This is a genomic window from Lysobacter sp. ISL-50 (assembly GCF_018612875.1).
Lineage (GTDB): Bacteria > Pseudomonadota > Gammaproteobacteria > Xanthomonadales > Xanthomonadaceae > Lysobacter.
In genome coordinates, this window is the sequence record NZ_JAGGRI010000029.1 from 44,010 (window position 1) to 65,380 (window position 21,371).

The 21,371-nt window shown below is 65.8% G+C and carries 15 protein-coding genes and 7 tRNA genes; 2 read left to right on the forward strand and 20 right to left on the reverse strand.

What is annotated here, in order from left to right:
• Positions 1–4 precede the first annotated feature (4 nt).
• The 9 genes from J7J50_RS17230 to J7J50_RS17270 form a co-directional block, all read right to left on the reverse strand.
• Positions 5–1,996, reverse strand: a complete 1,992-nt coding sequence (locus J7J50_RS17230; RefSeq protein WP_215056028.1) for a peptidyl-prolyl cis-trans isomerase — start codon at positions 1,994–1,996, stop codon at positions 5–7.
• Between the two features lie 227 nt (positions 1,997–2,223).
• Positions 2,224–2,300, reverse strand: a tRNA-Asp gene (locus J7J50_RS17235).
• Positions 2,301–2,571: 271 nt separating this feature from the next.
• A tRNA-Val gene (locus J7J50_RS17240) sits at positions 2,572–2,646 on the reverse strand.
• 63 nt (positions 2,647–2,709) lie between these two features.
• Positions 2,710–2,982, reverse strand: coding sequence for an HU family DNA-binding protein (locus J7J50_RS17245; protein WP_057943583.1), 273 nt, complete (start codon positions 2,980–2,982; stop codon positions 2,710–2,712).
• Positions 2,983–3,219: 237 nt separating this feature from the next.
• Entirely contained in the window at positions 3,220–5,649 is a 2,430-nt protein-coding gene (gene lon / locus J7J50_RS17250) for an endopeptidase La (protein ID WP_215056029.1), read from the reverse strand.
• A 591-nt stretch (positions 5,650–6,240) separates the two neighbouring features.
• Complete coding sequence (gene clpX, locus J7J50_RS17255) at positions 6,241–7,530, reverse strand: ATP-dependent Clp protease ATP-binding subunit ClpX (RefSeq protein ID WP_057943585.1); 1,290 nt, start codon at positions 7,528–7,530, stop codon at positions 6,241–6,243.
• 211 nt (positions 7,531–7,741) lie between these two features.
• Positions 7,742–8,368 (reverse strand): ATP-dependent Clp endopeptidase proteolytic subunit ClpP, encoded by a 627-nt coding sequence (gene clpP / locus J7J50_RS17260; protein WP_057945515.1) that lies wholly within the window; start codon positions 8,366–8,368, stop codon positions 7,742–7,744.
• A 211-nt stretch (positions 8,369–8,579) separates the two neighbouring features.
• Positions 8,580–9,881 carry a trigger factor gene (gene tig / locus J7J50_RS17265; RefSeq protein WP_215056030.1) on the reverse strand — a complete coding sequence of 434 codons (1,302 nt, stop codon included), beginning with the start codon at positions 9,879–9,881 and terminating at the stop codon, positions 8,580–8,582.
• 402 nt (positions 9,882–10,283) lie between these two features.
• Positions 10,284–10,369: transfer RNA gene (locus J7J50_RS17270), tRNA-Leu, on the reverse strand.
• A 202-nt stretch (positions 10,370–10,571) separates the two neighbouring features.
• Here J7J50_RS17270 and pip point away from each other — a divergent pair.
• The gene (gene pip, locus J7J50_RS17275) at positions 10,572–11,525 is read left to right on the forward strand and encodes a prolyl aminopeptidase (protein ID WP_215056031.1); all 954 of its coding nucleotides are present in this window, start codon (positions 10,572–10,574) and stop codon (positions 11,523–11,525) included.
• 67 nt (positions 11,526–11,592) lie between these two features.
• On the opposite strand, the gene J7J50_RS17280 is transcribed toward pip, so the two are convergent.
• The 5 genes from J7J50_RS17280 to J7J50_RS17300 all read right to left on the reverse strand — a co-directional run bounded on the left by J7J50_RS17280 (position 11,593) and on the right by J7J50_RS17300 (position 13,374).
• Positions 11,593–12,543, reverse strand: a complete 951-nt coding sequence (locus tag J7J50_RS17280; protein ID WP_215056032.1) for a DUF2268 domain-containing putative Zn-dependent protease — start codon at positions 12,541–12,543, stop codon at positions 11,593–11,595.
• Between the two features lie 373 nt (positions 12,544–12,916).
• Positions 12,917–12,992, reverse strand: a tRNA-Lys gene (locus J7J50_RS17285).
• A 55-nt stretch (positions 12,993–13,047) separates the two neighbouring features.
• Positions 13,048–13,124 (reverse strand) — tRNA-His (locus tag J7J50_RS17290).
• A 55-nt stretch (positions 13,125–13,179) separates the two neighbouring features.
• Positions 13,180–13,256 (reverse strand) — tRNA-Arg (locus J7J50_RS17295).
• 41 nt (positions 13,257–13,297) lie between these two features.
• Positions 13,298–13,374: transfer RNA gene (locus tag J7J50_RS17300), tRNA-Pro, on the reverse strand.
• A gap of 238 nt (positions 13,375–13,612) precedes the next feature.
• Here J7J50_RS17300 and J7J50_RS17305 point away from each other — a divergent pair.
• Positions 13,613–14,371 (forward strand): Bax inhibitor-1/YccA family protein, encoded by a 759-nt coding sequence (locus J7J50_RS17305; protein WP_215056052.1) that lies wholly within the window; start codon positions 13,613–13,615, stop codon positions 14,369–14,371.
• 151 nt (positions 14,372–14,522) lie between these two features.
• Here the strand turns inward: J7J50_RS17305 and rsfS are convergent, their stop codons facing one another.
• The 6 genes from rsfS to leuS all read right to left on the reverse strand — a co-directional run bounded on the left by rsfS (position 14,523) and on the right by leuS (position 21,087).
• Complete coding sequence (rsfS, locus tag J7J50_RS17310) at positions 14,523–14,957, reverse strand: ribosome silencing factor (RefSeq protein WP_057943589.1); 435 nt, start codon at positions 14,955–14,957, stop codon at positions 14,523–14,525.
• 130 nt (positions 14,958–15,087) lie between these two features.
• Entirely contained in the window at positions 15,088–15,744 is a 657-nt protein-coding gene (nadD, locus tag J7J50_RS17315; protein WP_215056033.1) for a nicotinate-nucleotide adenylyltransferase, read from the reverse strand.
• Between the two features lie 13 nt (positions 15,745–15,757).
• Positions 15,758–16,804 (reverse strand): DNA polymerase III subunit delta, encoded by a 1,047-nt coding sequence (holA, locus tag J7J50_RS17320; protein ID WP_215056034.1) that lies wholly within the window; start codon positions 16,802–16,804, stop codon positions 15,758–15,760.
• A 47-nt stretch (positions 16,805–16,851) separates the two neighbouring features.
• Entirely contained in the window at positions 16,852–17,361 is a 510-nt protein-coding gene (gene lptE / locus J7J50_RS17325; RefSeq protein WP_057943592.1) for an LPS assembly lipoprotein LptE, read from the reverse strand.
• A 151-nt stretch (positions 17,362–17,512) separates the two neighbouring features.
• On the reverse strand, positions 17,513–18,187 hold the full coding sequence (locus J7J50_RS17330; RefSeq protein ID WP_215056035.1) for a glutathione S-transferase family protein: 675 nt from the start codon (positions 18,185–18,187) through the stop codon (positions 17,513–17,515).
• Between the two features lie 179 nt (positions 18,188–18,366).
• Positions 18,367–21,087 (reverse strand): leucine--tRNA ligase, encoded by a 2,721-nt coding sequence (leuS, locus tag J7J50_RS17335; RefSeq protein WP_215056053.1) that lies wholly within the window; start codon positions 21,085–21,087, stop codon positions 18,367–18,369.
• Between the last annotated feature and the right edge of the window lie 284 nt (positions 21,088–21,371).

Below are 21,371 nucleotides of genomic sequence, written 5' to 3' on the forward strand. Positions count from 1 at the left end.
GCTCTCAGCGCAGATTCTCTTCGATCACCTTGATCTGCACGCGCTTGCGCAGCGCCGAGGTCAGCTCGCGGCTTTCCTCGAAACCGCCCATCTGCGCGATCTGCGTGCGCAGCATGTCCATCTGCGCCGCGGGGATATCCGACTTGTTGCCCGGCACCACCTTGTTGAGCGCGAACAGCACCACGCGGCCGTCGTCGAGCTTGGCCTTGCCGGCCGCCACCTTGCCCGCGGCCGGAGCCTTCAGGGCGAAGATCGCCTCGCTGACTTCCGGCGTCGGCAGCGGCATGCCGCGGCTCACGCCCGGCAGCGTTTCCGGCGCCGGCAGCTGCTTGGACGCAGCCACCGCGGCGATGGTTTCGCCGCCGTTGATGCGCGCGATCAGCGCGTCGGCTTCCTTCTCGGCGGCCTTGGCGCCGCGATCGGCACGCACCGCGGCGATCACCTTGTCGCGCACCTGGGCCAGCGGCTGCGCGCGCTCGGGCGTGTGCGCGAGCACGCGGATCAGCACGCTGTGGTCCTGGCCGATATCGATCGGATCGCTGACCGTGTTGTCCTGGATGCGCGCGTCGGAGAACGCGGCGCGGATCACCGCGGCGTTGGCGCCGATGCCGGTGTTGGCCGCGGCGTTGCGGGTGAGACCGTCCAGCTTGAGCACCGGCAGGTTCATCGCCTTGGCCGGCTCGGCCAACGTGGTCGGATTCTTGTAGACGCGATCGACCAGCTTGGCCGAGAAGTCGTTGAACGCGCGCTCGCGGCTGGTTTCGGATTCTTCCCGCACCAGGGTCTCGCGCACCTGCTCGAACGACTCCTGCTGGCCGCTCTTGATTTCGCGCACCCAGATCACGTGCCAACCGCTGTCGTCCTTGACCGGATTGCTGATCTGGCCGGACTGCAGCGCGAACGCGGCATCGTCGAACGGACCGGGAATCGCGCCCTTGCCCATCCAGCCCAGGTCGCCGCCGGTGGTCCTGGAACCCAAGTCGTCGCTGTTCGCCCGGGCCAGCGCGGCGAAGTCGGCGCCCGGCGCCTTGGCCTGCGCGGCGATCTGCTTGGCCTTGTCTTCGGCGGCCTTCTGCGCGGCCGCATCGGCGCCGGCCGGCACGTTGATCTGGATGTGCGAGATCTGGCGCTGCTCGGCGGCGAGGAAACGGTTCTTTTCGTCGTCGTAACGCTTGCGCAATGCTTCCTCGCTCGGCGGACCCGGCGGCGGCAGGCTCGCGCCGTTGAGTTCGACGTATTCGATATTGACGCTTTCCGGCGCGCGGAAATCCTTCGCGTGGCTGTCGTACCACTTCTGGATGTCGGCGGCGGCGACTTCGCTGGTGTCGGCGGGCGGCGCCGGCAGCATGACCAGGCTGACGTCGCGCTTTTCGCCCATCAGCTTGACCAGACGGTCGATCTCGCCGTGGGTCAGGAAGCTGCTTTCGCCGATGCCGCCGGTCAGCAGGGTTTCCATCAGGCGATCGCGCACGAACTGCTCGAACTGCGTCGGCGTCTGCTGCGGCTGGCGCATCTGCAGGCCGAGGATGTAACGCTCCTGATTGAACTTGCCGTTGCTGTCCTGGAAGTCCGGCACGCCCTGGATGGTCTTGACCACCAGCGCATCGCTGACCGTAAGACCGTCGATTTCCGCCGCGAGCTTGCGCACGCGTTCGTCGATCAGTTGATCGAGCACTTCGCGCTTGCTTTCGAGCTTTTCGAACTCGCGCGCGTCGAAGGCTTCGCCCTGCTGCGCGCGGCGGCGATCGCGTTCGCGCTGGAAGCGCTCGCTGAATTCGCCCGCGTCGATCGATTCCTTGCGCCACAGCATCGACGCCGGCCACCACGTCGGCGCGGTGCGCCACCACGTCGGCGCGATCTCGATGCGCGCCACGGCGTTGTCCACGCGCTGCACAAGGTACTGCTCGATGCCGACGAAGGCGAAGGGAATGATCAGCAGGCCGAGGATCACGGTGGCGATCCAGCCCGAGGTCTTGTCGCGTAGGGTCTGCAGCATGTCCGGGTCGCGTTAAGTCGTAAGCCGGACAGTTTAGCGCGGTTCCCACACACCGCACGCGGCACCGGCCGAATCTGGGCGACGGCGCCCCGCCCCCGGGTCCAAGGCCTCAGCCCCTCGCCAGTCCCGCCCTGGACGGGACACCGGCGGACCCAAAGAAAAAGGGCGCCCCATCTGGGACGCCCCGAACAAAACGAAGGCACCGTTGCCGATGCCTTCGGTAAAACTGGCGGAGTGGACGGGACTCGAACCCGCGACCTCCGGCGTGACAGGCCAGCATTCTAACCAACTGAACTACCACTCCGCGCTTTGAAACTTTCAAGGCCTCCGACCGGTTATTGCCGCATCGCGACAAAATCGAAGCCCCTCACTTATATAAAAACAAAGGCGCCGTATAAACGGCGCCCTTGGCAAAACTGGCGGAGTGGACGGGCGTGACAGGCCAGCATTCTAACCGACTGAACTACCACTCCGCATGCTTTGAAACTTTTACCGCTGAACGCTTGTAACCGGGAACCCGACTCTTACCGCGTACCGCCTTGCGGGGAACGCTTCGGCAGAAAGACCAGCCAGCCTGGTGGGTGCTGAGGGTTTCGAACCCCCGACCCTCTCCGTGTAAAGGAGACGCTCTACCGCTGAGCTAAGCACCCGAATGATTTGGGCCTACTGCTTTGGGTTCCGTTCGGCGATGCCCTGCACCGCCGTCGAGTTACTCAGTTTACAGCATCCTTCAGCGCCTTGCCAGCCTTGAAGGAGGGATTCTTCGAGGCCGCGATCTTGATCGTTTCGCCGGTCTTCGGGTTACGGCCCTGGCGGGCGGCGCGCTTGCGCACCTGGAAGGTGCCGAAGCCTACGAGCGTGACTGTGTCGCCCTTCTTGAGCGCCTTGGTGACGACGTCGATCAGCGCATCGACGGCGGCGGTAGCGTCGGTCTTCGACAGCTCGGCGGTTTCGGCGACGGCGCCTACGAGTTCGGCCTTGTTCATTATTTTTTTGACTCCCTGTGCGGTGTGACCGCGTGTTCTGAGAATCGAAACGGTCGCCGCAGGAGGCGAACGTTTCGATCAAGTGTGCCGCGCAACAGTTTTGTTGTGCATTGATGCAGCGCGGTTGCGCTCGTTATACCAGCGGCATTTTGGGGGCGCAAGCTTGAAAGCTAGCTGTGGCGCGGCTTTCAGAGGTTTTTTGCGTCCCCATTCGATCTGCCCGACCAGCGGCCCGAGTCAGTGCTTGACGTCGGGCTGCGGATTGGTCTTGCCGCTTTCTCGAACCGGAAGTTCGCCTTCGCCGGAGGCCGGAGGCGGCGCGATAGGACGTTCAAGCGCGAGATCGAGCACTTCGTCGATCCAGCGCGCCGGCACGATCTTCAAGCCCTGGGTCACGCTCTTGGGCAGATCGGCCAGATCCTTGCGGTTCTCTTCGGGGATGATCACGGTGCGGATGCCGCCGCGCAGCGCGGCGAGCAATTTCTCTTTCAAGCCGCCGATCGGCAACACGCGGCCGCGCAAGGTGATCTCGCCGGTCATCGCCACATCGGCCTTGACCGGATTCTTGGTCAGCATCGACACCAGCGCGGTCGCCATGCCGATGCCGGCGCTCGGGCCGTCCTTCGGCGTCGCGCCTTCGGGCACGTGCACGTGCACGTCGTGCTTCTGCAGGAACTCGACATCGATGCCCAGCGTCTGCGCGCGCGCGCGCACCACCGACAACGCCGCCGACGCCGACTCCTTCATCACGTCGCCGAGCTGGCCGGTGAGGATCAGCTGGCCCTTGCCCGGCACCAGCGTGGCTTCGACCTGCAGCAAGTCGCCGCCGACTTCGGTCCATGCCAGGCCGGTGACCAGACCGATCTCGTTCTGCTCTTCCGCGCGGCCGAAATCGAAGCGACGCACGCCCAGGTACTTCTCGAGATTCTTCGAGCTGATGCTGAGCGCGCTGTCCTTGCCCTTCTTGACCTTGGGGCCGGCGAGCGCGATTTCCTTCACCACCTTGCGGCAGATCTTGGAGATTTCGCGTTCCAGATTACGCACGCCCGATTCGCGCGTGTAGTAACGCACGATGTCGCGCACCGCCGATTCGGCGATCTTGATTTCCTCGGCCTTCAGACCGTTGTTCTTGATCTGCTTGGGCAGCAGATAGCGCATGGCGATGTTGAGCTTCTCTTCCTCGGTGTAACCCGGGATGCGGATCACTTCCATGCGGTCCAGCAGCGGACCTGGAATGTTGAGCGAGTTGGAGGTGGCCACGAACATCACTTCGCTGAGGTCGAGATCGACTTCCAGGTAGTGGTCGTTGAACGAGTTGTTCTGCTCAGGGTCGAGCACTTCCAGCAACGCCGAGGACGGATCGCCACGGAAGTCCATCGACATCTTGTCGATTTCGTCGAGCACGAACAGCGGGTTCTTGGTGCCGATCTTGTTGAGGTTCTGCACGATGCGGCCCGGCATCGAACCGACGTAGGTACGGCGATGACCGCGGATCTCGGCCTCGTCGCGCACGCCGCCGAGCGACATGCGCACGAACTTGCGATTGGTGGCCTTGGCGATGGACTGGCCCAGCGAGGTCTTGCCCACGCCGGGCGGGCCGACCAGGCACAGGATCGCGCCCTTCATGTTTTTCACGCGCGTCTGCACGGCGAGATATTCGAGAATGCGTTCCTTGACCTTCTCCAGGCCGAAGTGATCCGCGTCGAGCACGTCCTGCGCGGCCTTGAGGTCCTTGCGGATCTTGCTGCGCTTCTTCCACGGCACGCCCAGCAGCCAGTCCAGATAGTTGCGCACGACCGCGGCTTCGGCCGACATCGGCGACATCTGCTTGAGCTTGTTGAGCTCGGCCTTGGCCTTGGTCTCGACCGGCTTGGGCATGCCGGCTTCGGCGATCTTGCGCGCGAGTTCGTCGATGTCGTTGGGCGCATCATCGATTTCGCCGAGCTCCTTCTGGATCGCCTTCATCTGCTCGTTGAGGTAGTACTCGCGCTGGCTCTTCTCCATCTGCGACTTGACCCGGCCGCGGATGCGCTTTTCCAACTGCTGCACATCGATCTCGCCATCGACCAGTCCGACCAGTTGCTCCAGGCGGGTGCCGATGGCATGGGTTTCGAGCAGTTTCTGCTTGTCGCCGATGCGCACGCCCAGGTGGGCGGCGACGGTATCGGCCAGGCGGCCGGGTTCGTCGATGCCGGCCAGGGTCTGCATCAGTTCCGGCGGCAGCTTGCGGTTGGTCTTGACGTACTGCTCGAACAGGCCCATCAGCGAGCGCGCGATCGCTTCGACTTCGCGCTCTTCGCGATCGACGACCGGCTCGACCATCACGGCGTGGCCCGACAGCGCGCCGTCGCGCTCCAGCACGTCGCTGACGCTGACGCGCGAGACGCCTTCGACCAGCACCTTGATGGTGCCGTCGGGCAGCTTGAGCAATTGCAGCACCTGGGCGAGCGTGCCGATCTCGTAGAGATCCTCCGCGCCCGGATCGTCGGTCTCGGCGGACTTCTGCGCGACCAACAGGATGCGCTTATCGGATTCCATGGCCTGATCGAGCGCGCGAATGGATTTGTCGCGCCCCACGAACAGCGGGATCACCATGTGCGGGAATACGACCACATCGCGCAGCGGCAGCACCGGCAGGGTCATGGATTCGGCGGAAGACTCAGTCATCGTAGGTCTCGACAAGCGTGGGGTGAGGACGCTGGAGCGTCCAGGCTCCCGTTATGGGGGTGCCGGCCCGGGAGCGCAAGCAAAGGCGGCCGGGTCGCTCGCAAAAACCTGAAAAACAGCTTCGAAATCACCAACTTGCGGCACAGATTCGAGCCTGGGACAAAGCGTCCCGCAGCCCTGGCCCCACATACCGGATGCCCCGGACATGAGGCGATTGCGCGAGCCCATCGAGCTATACAACGCAAGCGAGCACAAGTACCGGAACAGCGGCCGCAAGCCCCTCATTCAGCTGGGCCCGTCTACCCCGCCGCCAGGTCCGGCGGTGGCCGGCATCGGGCGGCCCGCCGTCGCCTCAAGCGCCGTGCGAGGCGCAGGCCGGGCGCGTGAGCGATGCCTCGAAGATCAATCTCCATTTGTATGATCAATCATATTTACGAGTCTAAAACCGAGACAAGCTGCAAGCGCAGCAATAAGCGTGGCTGAAGGCACGAAATGGACGTCGGCTTTGGCGCCGGCAGGACGTAACCCACGCGCATACGAAAACGCCCCGGCGGTCCGGGGCGTTTTCACTGCTTCTGATCCGTCTTCGGCTTACTCGGCCGAAGCGACCTTGGGCTGCGCCGGCGGCGTCTGATAGATCAGATACGGCTCGGACTTGTGCTCGATCACCGACTCGTCCACGACCACCTTGCTGACGTTTTCCAGCGACGGCAGTTCGTACATCGTGTCCAGCAGCACCGACTCGACGATGGTGCGCAGGCCGCGCGCGCCGGTCTTGCGCTTGAGCGCCTTGCGCGCGATCGCCGCGAGCGCGTCGGGACGGAATTCGAGCTCGACGCTCTCCATCTCGAACAGCTTGCGGAACTGCTTGGTGATCGCGTTCTTGGGCTCGGTCAGGATCGACACCAGCGCCGCTTCGTCGAGTTCCTCGAGCGTGGCGACCACCGGCAGGCGGCCGACGAACTCGGGGATCAGGCCGAACTTGATCAGGTCTTCGGGCTCGACTTCGGCCAGGATCTTGCCGATGTCGATCTTGCGCTCGCTGCTCTTGACCTTGGCGCCGAAACCGATGCCGCCGGCCTCGGTGCTGCGCTGCTGGATGATCTTGTCCAGACCGGCGAACGCGCCGCCGACCACGAACAGGATGTTGCGCGTATCGACCTGCAGGAATTCCTGCTGCGGATGCTTGCGCCCGCCCTGCGGCGGCACGCTGGCGATGGTGCCTTCGATCAGCTTCAGCAGCGCCTGCTGCACGCCTTCGCCGGACACGTCGCGGGTGATCGACGGGTTATCGCTCTTGCGCGAAATCTTGTCGATTTCATCGATGTAGACGATGCCCTGCTGCGCCTTCTCGACGTCGTAGTCGCATTTTTGCAGAAGCTTTTGAATGATGTTCTCGACGTCCTCGCCCACGTAACCGGCTTCGGTCAGGGTGGTGGCGTCGGCGATCGTGAACGGCACGTTGAGCAGGCGCGCCAGCGTTTCGGCCAGCAGCGTCTTGCCCGAACCGGTCGGCCCGACCAGCAGAATGTTCGACTTCGACAATTCGACGTCGTCGTTCTTCTGGCGGCTTTCGATGCGCTTGTAGTGGTTGTACACGGCCACAGCCAGCGTGCGCTTGGCGCGCAGCTGGCCGATCACGTACTGGTCGAGCACCTCCAGGATCTCGCGCGGCTTCGGCAGGTGACTGCGTGCCGACTGCGCCTTTTCCTCGAGTTCTTCACGGATGATGTCGTTGCAAAGCTCGACGCACTCATCGCAGATGAAGACGCTCGGACCCGCAATCAGCTTGCGGACTTCGTGCTGGCTTTTACCGCAGAACGAGCAATACAGGATCTTGTTGCTGTCGCCCGTGCTGCGTCCTTGTCGATCGTCGGTCATGCTTGGTGGGGTCCGTTGCTGCTCAGTCGTGAAGCTTGATTCTTAATATGCCCAAATGAGCTTGACGGCAAGCGCCGCCAGTACTCATTCAGCTATGACGATCCGAGAATAACACAGCGCCCCCGACCCACCCCGCAGGATGGGCCGCGCCGGGGGTTCCCCAGCGCTATCAAGGGTTTGCGTGTCATGTCCGGTCGCTGATCGGCGCCGGTCAGGAGGCCTGGACCGAATCTTCCGGGCGGCGTTCCAGCACCTGGTCGATCAGGCCGTAATCGCGCGCGGCCTCGGCGCTCTTGAAGTTGTCGCGCTCGGTGTCGCGCGCGATGGTCTCCAGGGCCTGCCCGGTGTGCTTGGACAGGATTTCGTTGAGGCGCTGACGCAGGGTCAGGATCTCGCGGGCGTGGATGTCGATATCGGTCGCCTGACCCTGGAAGCCGCCCAGCGGCTGGTGGATCATCACGCGCGAATTCGGCAGCGCCAGGCGCTTGCCCTTGGCGCCGGCGGCGAGCAGCAGCGCGCCCATGCTGGCGGCCTGGCCGATGCAGATGGTGCTCACGTCGGGCTTGATGTACTGCATGGTGTCGTAGATCGCCATGCCGGCGGTGACCACGCCGCCCGGGGAGTTGATGTAGAGGTTGATGTCCTTCTCGGGGTTTTCCGCCTCGAGAAACAGCATCTGGGCGACGATCACGTTGGCCACGTGGTCGTCCACGCCGCCGACGAGGAAGATCACGCGCTCTTTGAGCAGGCGCGAATAGATGTCGTAGGCGCGCTCGCCGCGGCTGGTCTGCTCGACCACCATCGGCACCAGGTTGAGGGCTTTGGTTCGGTTATCCATGTTCAACGGCACCTATTGGCTGACGTAGAAGTGCGCTTGATTAACGCAGCGCGGTCCGGCCAACTTGGGGCCGGCCGGACCGCAGCGCAAGAGGCGCGATTGCTAAATGTGGCGAAGCCGCTGAGCGTGCCCGATTCGGACAGCCCCGTAGCGGGCCGCCCGGGCCGCATACGGCGACGGCCCGCGGCCTTCGCCGCGGGCCGCGCGAAGGTCAGCTCGGGCGGATCGCTTCACTGAACGACAACGGCTGCTCGGTGTGCTGGGCGCGCTCGGCGATCCAGTCGATCACCTGCTCTTCCATCACCCGGTTCTGCAGGCCGGCCATCAGCTGCTGGTCGTTGCGGTACAGGTCGATCACCTGCTGCGGCTCCTCGTAGGTCGAGGCGATCAGGCGCAGGGTCTCGTTGACGCGCTTGGGCTCCAGGCGCAGCTCGTTGCGGCGGGCGATCTCGCCGACCAGCAAGCCGACCAGCACGCGCTGGCGGGCGGCGTCCATGTAGTTCAGGTGAGCGTCGGCCGGCGCTTCGATCTGGCGGCCCTGGCGGCGGGCCTGCTCGACGGTCTGCCAGACCATGTCGCGGGCTTCGTTCTCGACCAGCTTCGGCGGCATTTCCACCGATTCGTAGGCCTTGACCAGCTGCTCGCCGACTTCGCGGCGCAGGCGGGTCATCAGCGCGCCCTTGAGCTCGCGCTCCAGGTTGGTGCGGATGTCGTTGCGGAACTGCTCGGCATCGCCGCTCTTGACGCCGAAGCTCTTGATGAAGGCATCGTCCACGTCCGGCAGCACCGGCTCGGAGACGTGATTGAGCTTGAGGTGCACGTTGGCCGTCTTGCCGGCGACTTCAGCCGCGCGCCAATCGGCCGGGAACTCGACTTCGGCGATCTTCTCTTCGCCGGCCTTGACGCCGACCATGGCGTCTTCCAGCGGCTTGAACATCGCGCCCGAGCCGATCTGGGTGCTGCCGTACTCGGCGCCCTCGGCCGGCAGACGCACGCCGTCCACTTCGGTCCAGGTTTCCACTTCGACCACGTCGCCTTCCTGCGCCGGACGCTCGACCGTGGTCAGAGTGCGGCGCTGCAAGCGCAGGTTTTCGATCATCGCGTCGATGTCGGTGTCGGTCACCTCCGCGGTATGGCGGGTGATCTCCAGCTTAGCGACGTCGATGTCGCCGAAATCCGGCACGACTTCGAAGGTGGCGGTATACGAAAGCGTCTCGCCGCTTTCCACCGCCGGCTCGATGCGCGGGTTGCCCGCGATCTGCAGCTTTTCTTCACGCACGGCGTTGCTGAAGCTTTCGCGCAGCATGCCATCGAGGATTTCGGCGCGGACCTGGGCGCCGAAGCGCTGCTCGATGACCTTGGTCGGCACCTTGCCCGGGCGGAAGCCCTTGATCTTGGCGCCGCGCGCGATTTCGCGCAGGCGGCCGCCGACCTGGTTTTCCAGATTCTCGGCCGGGAGGCTGAAGGTCAGTCGGCGTTCCAGCGAGCCCAGCGATTCGAGCGAAACTTGCATATCCACTCCTGCGACCACGGCACTTGCCGCAGCGACGATGTTGATGATCTTGTCCGGCCGCCAGTCCTTGCGAAAAGCTCGCCGGCCAGCGGAACTTGCTAGTTTGGCCGATAAAGGTCGCCGCTGCCAGCGTTAAAGGGCCGCAAATCCGCCATGGATAGGGTTTTGCGGGCGATTGGCCGGTTTTGAGGGCTAAATCGGGGGCTGGGCCGGGTTTGTGGCGTGGGGTGATCGCGGCCAGCGCTACCGGACTGAATCTTGAGATGGTGAGACGGCGGTGCGGCCGGCTGGGGCGGCGGCGCACAGCGGCCGCGAGGGCAGCCCGCCCTGCCGGCTAGGAGCTCGGCCGGGGTGACCGGCCATTGGGGCATTCAAGGCGGATGGTCTTTAGACCAGACGCCTTGGTGCGAAAGGCGGGACTCGAACCCGCACGGGGGTTACCCGCTGGAACCTAAATCCAGTGCGTCTACCAATTCCGCCACTTTCGCATGGGCCGGCATCGTGCGATGCGGCCGTCGCATTCTAGCCATGCGCCGGTAAAAAATCGCCTGCGCCCCCAATCATCCGCAAGACGATCGCCGCGCGCGCCCTGCACCGCCGCCATCGCAAGCCAGCACGCAGCCGCGGCATCCGGATTCTGTTCGCCGACCGGCGCGGCTATGCTCGCGCAAACCCAACGGAGCCTCCGCCGTGCGCGAGCTATACCCCGAGATCGAGCCGTACCAGACCCATCGCCTCGCCGTCGGCGATCTGCACGAATTGCACGTGGAAGAATGCGGAAATCCCGACGGCCTGCCGGTGGTGTTCCTGCACGGCGGCCCCGGCGCGGGCGTGTCGCCCTATCACCGCCGCTTCTTCGATCCCAAGCGCTATCGCATCGTGTTGTTCGATCAGCGCGGCGCCGGCAAGTCCACGCCGCATGCCGAGCTTCGCGACAATACGACGCAGCATCTGGTCGCCGACATCGAAACCATCCGCGCGCATTTCGGCATCGAACGCTGGGCGGTGTTCGGCGGCTCGTGGGGCTCCACGCTCTCGCTGGCCTATGCGCAGGCCCATCCCGAGCGCGTGCTCGGACTGGTGTTGCGCGGAATTTTCCTGGGCCGGCCGGGCGAGATGCGCTGGTTCAACGAACTCGACGGCGGCGCGCGCTGGGTGTTCCCGGAACGCTGGGCGCATTACCTGGCGCACATCCCGGAAGAAGAACACGACAACCTGACCGAGGCCTACTGGCGCCGGCTCGACAGCGACGACCCGGCGGTGCGCCTGGCCGCGGCGCTCGCCTGGGGCTATTGGGAAGGCGGCAGCACGACCTTGATCCACGATCCGCTAGAACCGGGCAGTTTCGAACAGCCGGACGTGGCGATCAGCGTCGCGCGCGCGGAAGCGCACTACTTCCGCCACGACATCTTCCTGGAGCCGGATCAGCTGCTGCGCGACGTCGGCCGCATCCGCCATATTCCGGCGACGATCGTGCAGGGTCGCTACGACATGATCTGCCCGGTCAAGAGCGCGGTCGATCTGGCCGCGGCGTGGCCGGAAGCCGAGCTTCGCATCGTGCTGGCGGGCCACAGCGCGGCCGACCCGGCGATCGTCGATGTGCTGGTGAGCGCGACCGACGCCCTGGCCGACCGCTTCGGCTGACCGGCGCCTCACTCCCGCCAAGACGAATCGCTGTTGCGCGAAGCCGGTCGCTCGAACGCCGGCTCGCTCAGTCCCCGCCGGCGGCCGACGCCGGCAGTCGCATGCCCGGCGTCCATCCGCTCTGCGCGAGAAACGCCTTGGGATCTTCGAGCTCGATCAGGCGTTTGAGCGCGGCCTTGCGATCGCCGGCTTGCAGGTAATACGACTTCGCGATCCGGTAGCCGACCCAGTAACCCAGGTCGTAGGGCTCGTCCGAGCCCTTGCGATAGTTGAAGAACCAGTCGGATAGATCGGTGCTGTCCATTTCGCGCACGAACTTGGTTTCGATCTGCGCCTCCTTGCCGCGCGTCCACTCGGCATGGCGCGCATTGGCGACATTGCCCGAAGTGACCTCGGCGATGAGCTCGGCCACGCCTTCGGCCATCGCGAGCCGCAGCACCGTGGCGTTGGGATCGCCTTTCTCGAAATCGGTGGATGCGCGCTGCTGGATGTGGGCGTATTCGTGAGCGATCACATGGACGAAGCGATCTTCCGGATTCGGATTCATGAAATCCGCCCAGCACAGCGCTTCCAGACCGATGGTGACGCCCGCGGGATTGGTGATTCCCACCGGCCGGCCGCGGCCGACCACGATGGCCACCGGCGGAAACCGGGCCTGGGGATACAGGGACGAGAGCGTGCGGAACGTCCCCGCGAGCCGGCGCTTGACCGCCGGCAGCGCGCTCAGGCACCGCTTGGCCTTTTCGTACATCGCCGGATCGCTGGCCAACTGCTCGGCGATGCGCTGCGCGGTGACGCGCCTGGCCGCGGCGAATTCGCTCAAGCTCTGCGTGCCCTTGGCGAGGTAGTCGCTCTGGATCTGCTCTACGGTCGGATGGCCGCCGGTGGCGTCGTACAGCGCATAGAAGCGGGTGACATCGTCGATGCGGATTTCCGGCCCATGCAGCGGCTGCGCATGAGCGAAAACGGGCGCCGCAAGCGCTGCGAGAAGAACCATCGTGCGCAAAGGGTTCGGCATGGCGTCGATCCTGGAATGAGCCCGCGCCAGTGCGCCGGGACTGGGGCCGTGTGAGTTCGCGCCGACATCACAGCACACGCCCTACCGATTCGAGAACGTGGCATTAGTCACCCTGCCCTTTGCATGGGCGTGCGCACTCCGATCGATCCGGCAGCGACCGAAAACGCGGATCGCTATGCGTCAGGAACAAAGTCAGCCGAGCGGCCTTCAACGCGGCCGCAGCGCGAGCGATCTGCCGAGTTCGCGCAACGCGTCATGCATGAGCGCCACGCACCAAGACATGCAACGCCGCCTGTTGCGCCGACCGCCAGACGCCGTGAGTTTTTCGAGGCAAAGAAAAAGGCCCCTGGATCGCTCCAGAGGCCTTTCAATTTGGTGGGCTGTCAAGGATTCGAACCTTGGACCTATTGATTAAGAGTCAACTGCTCTACCAACTGAGCTAACAGCCCGATAAAACCGGAGCGACACTATAACGAACTACTGCGTGCCGCACAACTAGAAATTTGGGGTGGAAGACGGGATTTGAACCCGCGACCCCCGGAATCACAATCCGGTGCTCTAACCAACTGAGCTACATCCACCATAAACACTTGCGGGGTGAAACGACTTGCCTACCGCGAATCTTAATACAAAACGTGGCGCGCCCGGCGGGACTCGAACCCACAACCACCGGCTTAGAAGGCCGGTGCTCTATCCGGTTGAGCTACGGGCGCCAGAGTTGAATCTTAACTGACGTCCGCCCTGATGCTATGGATGGTCGGGGCAGAGGGATTCGAACCCACGACATCCAGCTCCCAAAGCTGGCGCTCTACCAGGCTGAGCTATACCCCGAGCCGGGACTTCCGTTGCACGCCAATGCCGCGAAAGGCCGCATAGTGTGGGCGGCAGTCCGGACACTGTCAATCCTGTCCGTGCGGCCGTTGCGAATCGGTTTGAACGCCAACACAGATAGACACGTCTTCGCCGGCATCGGCCGCGCTTGCGCCGTGTATGCTTCAGCCCCAATTAGTACCCATTCTCAAGTATCGGCCAGCCCCGGCGATGCGTTTCAAAAAGGAGCACGACCATGATGCGCAGCGGCAATCCCGCATTGAAGGAATCCACCTTCCTCGACCTCGGCACCGGCACCGTGGTGCGCGGCGGCGATCAGGTGATGACCCTGAACGGTACGGTCAACAAGACCGGCTTCCTGCTCCTGCTGACGGTGCTTACCGCGTCCTTCGCCTGGAGCCAGGTGCAGATCACCGAACAGGGCGTGGTCGGCGGGGCGCCGTACCTGTGGGGCGGCGCGATCGGCGGCCTGATCCTGGCCCTGATCACCACCTTCAAGAAGACCTGGGCGCCGGTGACCGCGCCGTTGTACGCGCTGGTCGAGGGCTTCTTTCTCGGCGCGGTTTCCTCGATCTTCGAAGCGCGCTTTCCGGGCATCGTGATCCAGGCAGTGATGCTGACCTTCGGCACCTTGTTCGCGCTGCTGGCCGCCTACCGCACGGGCCTGATCAAGGCAACGGAGAACTTCAAGCTCGGCGTGGTCGCGGCCACCGGCGGCATCGCCCTGCTCTATCTGGCGTCGATCGTGCTGCGGATGTTCAACATCAACATTCCGTACATCCACGACTCGGGGATCATCGGGATCGGTTTCAGCCTGTTCGTCGTCGTAGTCGCCGCGCTTAACTTGGTGCTGGACTTCGACTTCATCGAAACCGGCGTCGAGCAAGGCGCGCCGAAGTACATGGAGTGGTACGGCGCGTTCGGCCTGATGGTCACGCTGGTGTGGCTGTACATCGAGTTCCTGCGCCTGCTGTCGAAGCTGCAGTCGCGCAACTGACGGCTCGATCGACATGCGACGAAAAAGGGCGCCATCGGCGCCCTTTTTCTTTGCGCGCGGCGGCGCGGGCCGATGCGGATAGCGCCCGCCAGAAACGACGACGGCGCCCGAAGGCGCCGTCGTGGGTGGCGTGCGAAACGCGCCGGACGGATCAGAAGCGATCTTCGTCGTCGGTCTCGAACTTGCCTTCGTAGCCTTCCGGCGGCGGCGGCTGGTCGCCGACCGTCCACAGGCGCTCGAGTGCATAGAACTCGCGCACGCGCGGCAGCATGACGTGCACGACCACGTCGCCGAGGTCGACCAGCACCCATTCGGCCTCGCGCTCGCCTTCCACGCCCAGCGGCATGACGTCGAGATTCTTCGCGAATTTGACGACTTCGTTGGCGATCGACTTGACGTGGCGGGTCGAGGTGCCGGAGGCGACGACCATGAAATCGGTAACGCTGCTCTTGCCGCGCACATCGATTTCGACGACATCCTTGGCCTTGAGTTCTTCGACCGCAGCGTGGACCGTCTTGAGCAGGAGTTCGATCGGCGGCGGCGGGTTCGGCAGCTGGGTCTTGATGACTTGGGCTTGACTGGTCAAGAGGATGCGGCTCGTTAATGCGGGAGATGTGCCGGGATTATACCGAAGGGCCATGCGACAGCGTGCGGATCGCGCGGCACAGACGCGCGGGCCCGGATCGGGCGCCCCTGAGACGGCCCAGAACGGCCGCTCAGACTACCGCTCCGCGCTGGATCGGCACCCCGTACAAACCATGGCGTTCGATGTAGGCGGCCACCGGCGCCGGCACGAACGGCTGCCAGGCCTGTCCGGCGGCGATCAACTGGCGGACCTGGCTGGCCGATTCGGCGTACAGCGGCTGATGGAGGCGATAGACCCGCCCGGCCGGGGCGCCGCGCAACGCGTCCACTTCGGCCGTCTCGCGATTGGCTGCGATGGCTTCGACACGCTCGCTGTCGAGCGGGCTGCCGGGACGTTCGGCGACGACGAAATGGGCCAGTTCGAACAAGGCCTGCCATTCGCGCCATTTGGGCAGATCGAGAAAGCTGTCGGCGCCGACCAGCAGCGCCAGCGGTTGCCCGGGGCCGACTTCGGCGCGGATTTCGCGCAGGGTCTCGACGCTGTAGGACGGGCCGTCGCGGCGCAGTTCGCGGCGATCGACGACCAGATCGGGTTCGCCCGCCACGGCCAGGTCCAGCATCCGCGCGCGATGCTCGGCGCTGGCGCCGGGCGGCGCGCGATGCGGCGGATCGGCGGCCGGCATCAGCCGCACCCGCGCGGCCAGCGCGTCGCGCGCGGCGCGGGCGATGGCCAGATGGCCGTCGTGGATCGGATCGAAGGTGCCGCCGTAGAAAACGAGCAGACTCATGGCGCAGCGCGGCTCAGACGGCCGAAACCGAGAGCAGCCGCAGCGCGCGCGGTTCGGCCACCGCCAGCAGCAGGCGTTCCAGCGCCACCCAGGCGTCGCCGGCTTCGCGGCCCTTGGCCATGCGATCGACCCGGCCGGCCTGGGCCAGCAGGCCTTCCCAGCGGCGCGCGTCGTGGCGCTGCAGGGCGCGGCGGTACATGGGCTGCTTGGAGTCCCAGATCCGCTGCGCCTTGAATTCCGAAGCGATATTGCCGCCGCGCGCGGCGACCCGCGCCAGCGCGGCGGTGCGCTGCAGTTCCATCACCACCATGCCGAGCAGAGCCGGCACCGCTTCGCCCTCGGCGCGCAGGCCGGCGAGCATGCGCGAGACTTGCGCGCCCTGCCCGTTCATGGCCGCGTCCAGCACCCGGAACACGTCGAAGCGCGCGGCATCGGCGACCAGGGCCTGCATGCGATCGACGGTAAGCGTTTCGCCATCGGACAACAGCGCGAGCTTGTCCACTTCCTGCGCCGCGGCAAGCAGATTGCCCTCGACCCGGTCGGCCAGGCTCTGCACCGCGTCGCGCTCGGCGCGCAGGCCGCGCGCGCGCAGGCGGCGTTCGATCCAGTCCGGCAGTTCGTGCGGCTTTACCGCCCAGGCCACGGCCACATGCCCGACCTTGGCTACGTTTTCGCTCCACTTGCCGCCGTGTTGCTTGCTCCATTCGCCGGCGGTGATCAGCAGGCTGACATCGCCGGGCGGATCGGCGCAGAAGTCGCTGATGACCTCGGCGCCTTCCTTGCCCGGCTTGCCGGTGGGCAGGCGCAGTTCCAGCAGGCGCCGGCTGGCGAACAGGCTGGGGGCGCGGAACGAGGCCGACATCGCGTTCCAGTCGGGCTCGCGCTGATTGCCTTCGGCTTCGAAGATTTCGCGTTCGGCGATGCCCTGCTTGCGCGCGGATGCGCGCACCGCGTCGGCGGCTTCGAGCACGCGCAGCGGTTCCGGGCCGGCGATCAGGTAGACCGGACGCAGCGCTTCCTGGTCGAGCTGGGCGAGCAGGCGCTCGGGGGTGAGTTCCATGGCGGCAGGCTAGCGCCGGCGGGACGGATGCGGCGGACGCGAGCGGCTCAACGCCGTTCGCTGACCGCGCCGACCCGGCGCAGCACCGCGGCGCTCATCTCGCGGCGCATTTCGCGCATCAGGATTTCGCGCTCGCCTTCGGTGCCGATGGCGTTGGTCGGGTTGGACACGTAGTCGCGCGACAGCTCGATGCTCTGGCGCGGGACCAGCGCCTTGCCGTCGGCCTTGCGCAGCTCGAACACCACCGCGTAGCGCAGGCTGTATTCCTGCACGCGGCCGAGCTCGTCGAGCGCGGCCGGGGTATCGCCCCAGCGCTCGGACAACAGGTCGAGGACGGCGACTTCGCTCGAGTCCGGCTGCGCCGGCACCGCGCCCGCGCGGGTCAGGGCCTGGGCCAGCGATTCGGCCAGCGGGCTGTAGCGGTCGGCCGAGACCACCCGCACCGGACCGAGATCGGGCGGCAGGACCAGGGCTTGGCGCAGCTGGAATCCGCAGGCCGACAGGGTCAGCACGAGCGCGGCGAGCGAGGTGCGGGTAAGAAGGGAGCGAGGAGTCATGGGCGAAGTCTGGACGAGGCGGCTGCGGGCATCAATAGGAAGACTGAACCGTGCAGGGCCCGAACGATGCGAAGCGGCGCGGCGATGCGCGCGGGATCACGCCGAGGCTGCGAGGCCGGCGACGACGCGCACAGATCGCGCGCAACGCCGGTCAGTAGCGCAGTTCGTACCCGGCGAACAGGTCCTGCGCGCTCTGCGCGCCCGGCAGCGCCAGCACGCGCTGGTACCAGGCCGCGAGCGCCGGCCAGCGCTGCGCCCAGGACTGCATGGCGACGCCGGCGTCCTGCGCCCAAGGCTCTTGCGTGAAGCACAGATAGCCCATGCAGGCCACATCGGCGATGGTCGGCGCCGGCCCGGCCAGCCACGGCGTCAGGCTCAGCTGCTGCTGCAGGCGGTCGAGGTCGGCGACGGAGCGGCGGTCGTACCACGCCAGCACGGCCGGGTCGTAACTGCCGAACTGGCGGCCGTAGCGCGAATGGGCGAGGTTGAGGCTGATGCGGTTGGCTTCCCACGACAGCCATTCGCGCACGTGCAGCCGCTGCCCGGTGTCGGCGCCGTCGAGGCGGCGTGCGCCCTCGCCCAGGGCGTCCTGACGGGTGGCGAGGTAATCCAGGATCACGTTGGACTGGCACAGCACCAGGTCGTCGATCAGCAGCACCGGGATTTCGCCGTGCGCGGCGAGGTCGCGGAATTCCTGCGAACGCTGGTCGCGCGGGATGCGGATGTTGACGTGGCGCTGCTCGAAGTCGATGCCGAGCAGGCGCAGGGCGAGTGCGGCTTTGTAACTGAAGCCGGAGTCGGGGTGGCAGTAGAGGATGGCGGGCATGGGGGGCTCGATTGAGATTTGGGGCGAAGAGCGAATCCCCCCTGCCCCCCTTTTTCAAAGGGGGGATGCTTCGGGTGGGTGTGGTGCGATCTGGGTGGGATGTCGTGCCGCAACACCGTGCTTGTCTTCCCCCTTTGAAAAAGGGGGACCGAGGGGGATTCGCTCTCCCGCCCCGCAGCTTACGAAGCAACGATATTGACGATCTTCCCCGGCACCACGATCACCTTGCGCACGGTCAGCCCTCCCATGTACTTGACCACGTTCGGCTCGGCCAGCGCCAAGCGCTCGACCTCGTCCTTGGGCAGATTCACCGCGACCTCGATGGTCCCGCGCAGCTTGCCGTTGACCTGCACCGCCAGCGTCGCCGAATCGCGCGTCAGCGCCGACGCATCGGCCTGCGGGAACGCCAGGTCTTCCAGCAAGGTCTCGCCGTGCCCCAGCACCTGCCACAGCGCGTGGCTGGTGTGCGGGGTGATCGGGTTGAGCAGCAGCACGATCGCCGTCAAGGCTTCCTGACGCAGCGCGCGGCCGTTGCCGCTGGCGTCGTCGAACTTGGACAGGTGATTGTGCAGTTCCATCACCGCGGCGATCGCGGTGTTGAAGCTGTGGCGATGGCCGTAATCGTTGCCGACCTTCTGGATCGCTTCGTGCAACTGCCGACGCAGGACCTTCTGCGCGGGGTCCAGCGCCGTCAGGTCGAGCGCCGGCGCGGCGCCGTCGGCGACGTGCTTGTGCACCGACACCCACACGCGGCGCAAGAACCGCGCCATGCCTTCGACGCCGGCTTCGTTCCACTCCAGCGACTGGTCCGGCGGCGCGGCGAACATCGAGAACAGGCGCACGGTGTCGGCGCCGAACTTGCCGACCATCAACTGCGGATCGACGCCGTTGTTCTTCGACTTCGACATTTTCTCGGTGCCGCCGATCTCGACCGGCAGACCATCCGCCTTGAGCGTGGCGGCGACAATCCGGCCTCGCTCATCGCGAGTCAAATCCAGATCGGCGGGGTTGAACCATTCTTCCGAACCCTTCGATCCGCGGTAGAACGCATCCGCGATCACCATGCCCTGGGTCATCAGGTTGATCGCCGGCTCATCGCTGTTCACCAGCCCCTGATCGCGCATGAGCTTGTGATAGAAGCGGAAGTACATCAGGTGCAGGATCGCGTGCTCGATGCCGCCGATGTATTGATCCACCGGGGTCCAGTACTTGGCGCGCTCGTCCACCTGCTGGGCCGCGCCCGGCGAGGTGTAGCGGGCGTAGTACCAGCTCGACTCCATGAAGGTGTCGAAGGTGTCGGTCTCGCGCTCGGCCGCGCCGCCGCAGTTCGGGCAGGTGGTCTTGCGCCACTGCGGGTCGGCCTTGATCGGCGAGGCCACGCCGCTGAATTCCACGTCTTCCGGCAGCACCACCGGCAACTGGTCTTCCGGCACCGGCACGTCGCCGCACTTGGCGCACAGGATCACCGGGATCGGGCAGCCCCAATAACGCTGGCGGCTCACGCCCCAGTCGCGCAGACGGAAGTTGACCCGGCGGTTGCCGCGGCCTTCGGCTTCGAACCGCGCCGCCAGCGCATCGAGCGACTGCTGGAAATCCATGCCGTCGTATTCGCCGGAATTGACCAGCCAGCCGCGCTCGGTCCACGGACCTTGTTCCTGGATCGAATTCTGGAACTCCTCGACCACCTGCACCGCGGCGCTGGTTTCGTACACGTCCAGCGACGGCGCGCTGCCCAGCGCGCTGCTCATCGGGTCCTTGTGCCTGGCCATGTCGCCGGCGATTTCCGCCAGCGCGTCGCGCACCGCGTCGGGCACGATCACGGTCTTGATCGGCAGGTGATAACGCTTGGCGAATTCCCAGTCGCGCTGATCGTGGCCGGGCACAGCCATGACCGCGCCGGTGCCGTAGTTCATCAGCACGAAGTTGGCCACGTACACCGGCACTTGCTCGCCGGTGACCGGGTGGATCGCGCGCAGGCCGGTGTCGCGGCCGCGCTTCTCCTGGGTTTCCAGTTCGGCTTCGGACACGCCGCCCTTGCGCAGTTCGGCGATGAAGGCGGCCAGGTCGGCGTCGGTCCGGGCGGCGTGCGCGGCCAGCGGGTGCTCGGCGGCGATCGATACGAAGCTCGCGCCCATCAGCGTGTCCGGACGCGTGGTGAACACGGTCAGCGGCTCGACCGGGTTGCCGGCTTCGTCGCGCACGTCGAAGCGGATTTCCAGGCCTTCGCTGCGGCCGATCCAGTTGCGCTGCATGGTCTTGACCGCGTCCGGCCAGCCCGGCAGCGTGTCCAGGCCGTCGAGCAGTTCCTGCGCGTAGTCGGTGATCTTGAGGAACCACTGCGGGATTTCGCGCTTCTCGACCAAGGCGCCGGTACGCCAGCCGCGGCCGTCGATGACCTGCTCGTTGGCCAGCACGGTCTGATCCACCGGGTCCCAGTTCACCACCGAGTTCTTGCGGTAGGCCAGGCCCTGCTTCATCAGCCGCACGAACATGCGCTGCTCGTGGACGTAGTAGTCCGGCGTGCAGGTGGCGAATTCGCGCGACCAGTCGATGGCATAGCCCATCGTCTTGAGCTGCGCCTTCATGTGGGCGATGTTGGCGTAGGTCCACTTCGCCGGCGCGGTGTTGTTCTTGATCGCGGCGTTTTCCGCCGGCAGGCCGAACGCGTCCCAGCCCATCGGCTGCAGCACATTAAAGCCGGTCATGCGCTTGTAGCGGCTGATCACGTCGCCGATGGTGTAGTTGCGCACGTGGCCCATGTGCAGCGCGCCGGAGGGGTACGGCAGCATCGACAGGCAGTAGTACTTGGGCTTGTCCGAGCGCTCATCGACCTCGAACGCGCGCGTGCCGTCCCAGAAACGTTGCGCGGCGGCTTCGATCAGGCCGGGCTCGAAGGCCAGGGGATCGTTCTGGGGGTCGTTCGGGGCGGGGGCGGCGTCGGACACAGGCAGGTAATGGCAATGGGACAGGACCGGCAAGCCTACCGCAGCGCACAAAAGCCCGCCACGCACCGGCGCCGGTCGATGGGCGCGATTCCGCGATCCGGGCCCGCCCGGGCCCGCGACCGCGCCGCGAGGATCGCGCGCGGCGAGGCCACCGGCGGGCGAAATCGCGGTTCGTTCATTCCGCGAACCGGAGCGCGGTCGGCGCTCCGGTTCGCGGCGGGCGGGCGCCCGGGAACCTC

What these genes read in the sequence shown, in the direction of transcription:
- J7J50_RS17230 (WP_215056028.1), bottom strand. Translation starts at nt 1,996, where the DNA reads ATGCTGCAGACCCTACGCGACAAGACCTCGGGCTGGATCGCCACCGTG.
- J7J50_RS17245 (WP_057943583.1), bottom strand. Translation starts at nt 2,982, where the DNA reads ATGAACAAGGCCGAACTCGTAGGCGCCGTCGCCGAAACCGCCGAGCTG.
- lon (WP_215056029.1), bottom strand. Translation starts at nt 5,649, where the DNA reads ATGACTGAGTCTTCCGCCGAATCCATGACCCTGCCGGTGCTGCCGCTG.
- clpX (WP_057943585.1), bottom strand. Translation starts at nt 7,530, where the DNA reads ATGACCGACGATCGACAAGGACGCAGCACGGGCGACAGCAACAAGATC.
- clpP (WP_057945515.1), bottom strand. Translation starts at nt 8,368, where the DNA reads ATGGATAACCGAACCAAAGCCCTCAACCTGGTGCCGATGGTGGTCGAG.
- tig (WP_215056030.1), bottom strand. Translation starts at nt 9,881, where the DNA reads ATGCAAGTTTCGCTCGAATCGCTGGGCTCGCTGGAACGCCGACTGACC.
- J7J50_RS17280 (WP_215056032.1), bottom strand. Translation starts at nt 12,543, where the DNA reads ATGCCGAACCCTTTGCGCACGATGGTTCTTCTCGCAGCGCTTGCGGCG.
- J7J50_RS17305 (WP_215056052.1), top strand. Translation starts at nt 13,613, where the DNA reads ATGCGCAGCGGCAATCCCGCATTGAAGGAATCCACCTTCCTCGACCTC.
- nadD (WP_215056033.1), bottom strand. Translation starts at nt 15,744, where the DNA reads ATGAGTCTGCTCGTTTTCTACGGCGGCACCTTCGATCCGATCCACGAC.
- holA (WP_215056034.1), bottom strand. Translation starts at nt 16,804, where the DNA reads ATGGAACTCACCCCCGAGCGCCTGCTCGCCCAGCTCGACCAGGAAGCG.
- lptE (WP_057943592.1), bottom strand. Translation starts at nt 17,361, where the DNA reads ATGACTCCTCGCTCCCTTCTTACCCGCACCTCGCTCGCCGCGCTCGTG.
- J7J50_RS17330 (WP_215056035.1), bottom strand. Translation starts at nt 18,187, where the DNA reads ATGCCCGCCATCCTCTACTGCCACCCCGACTCCGGCTTCAGTTACAAA.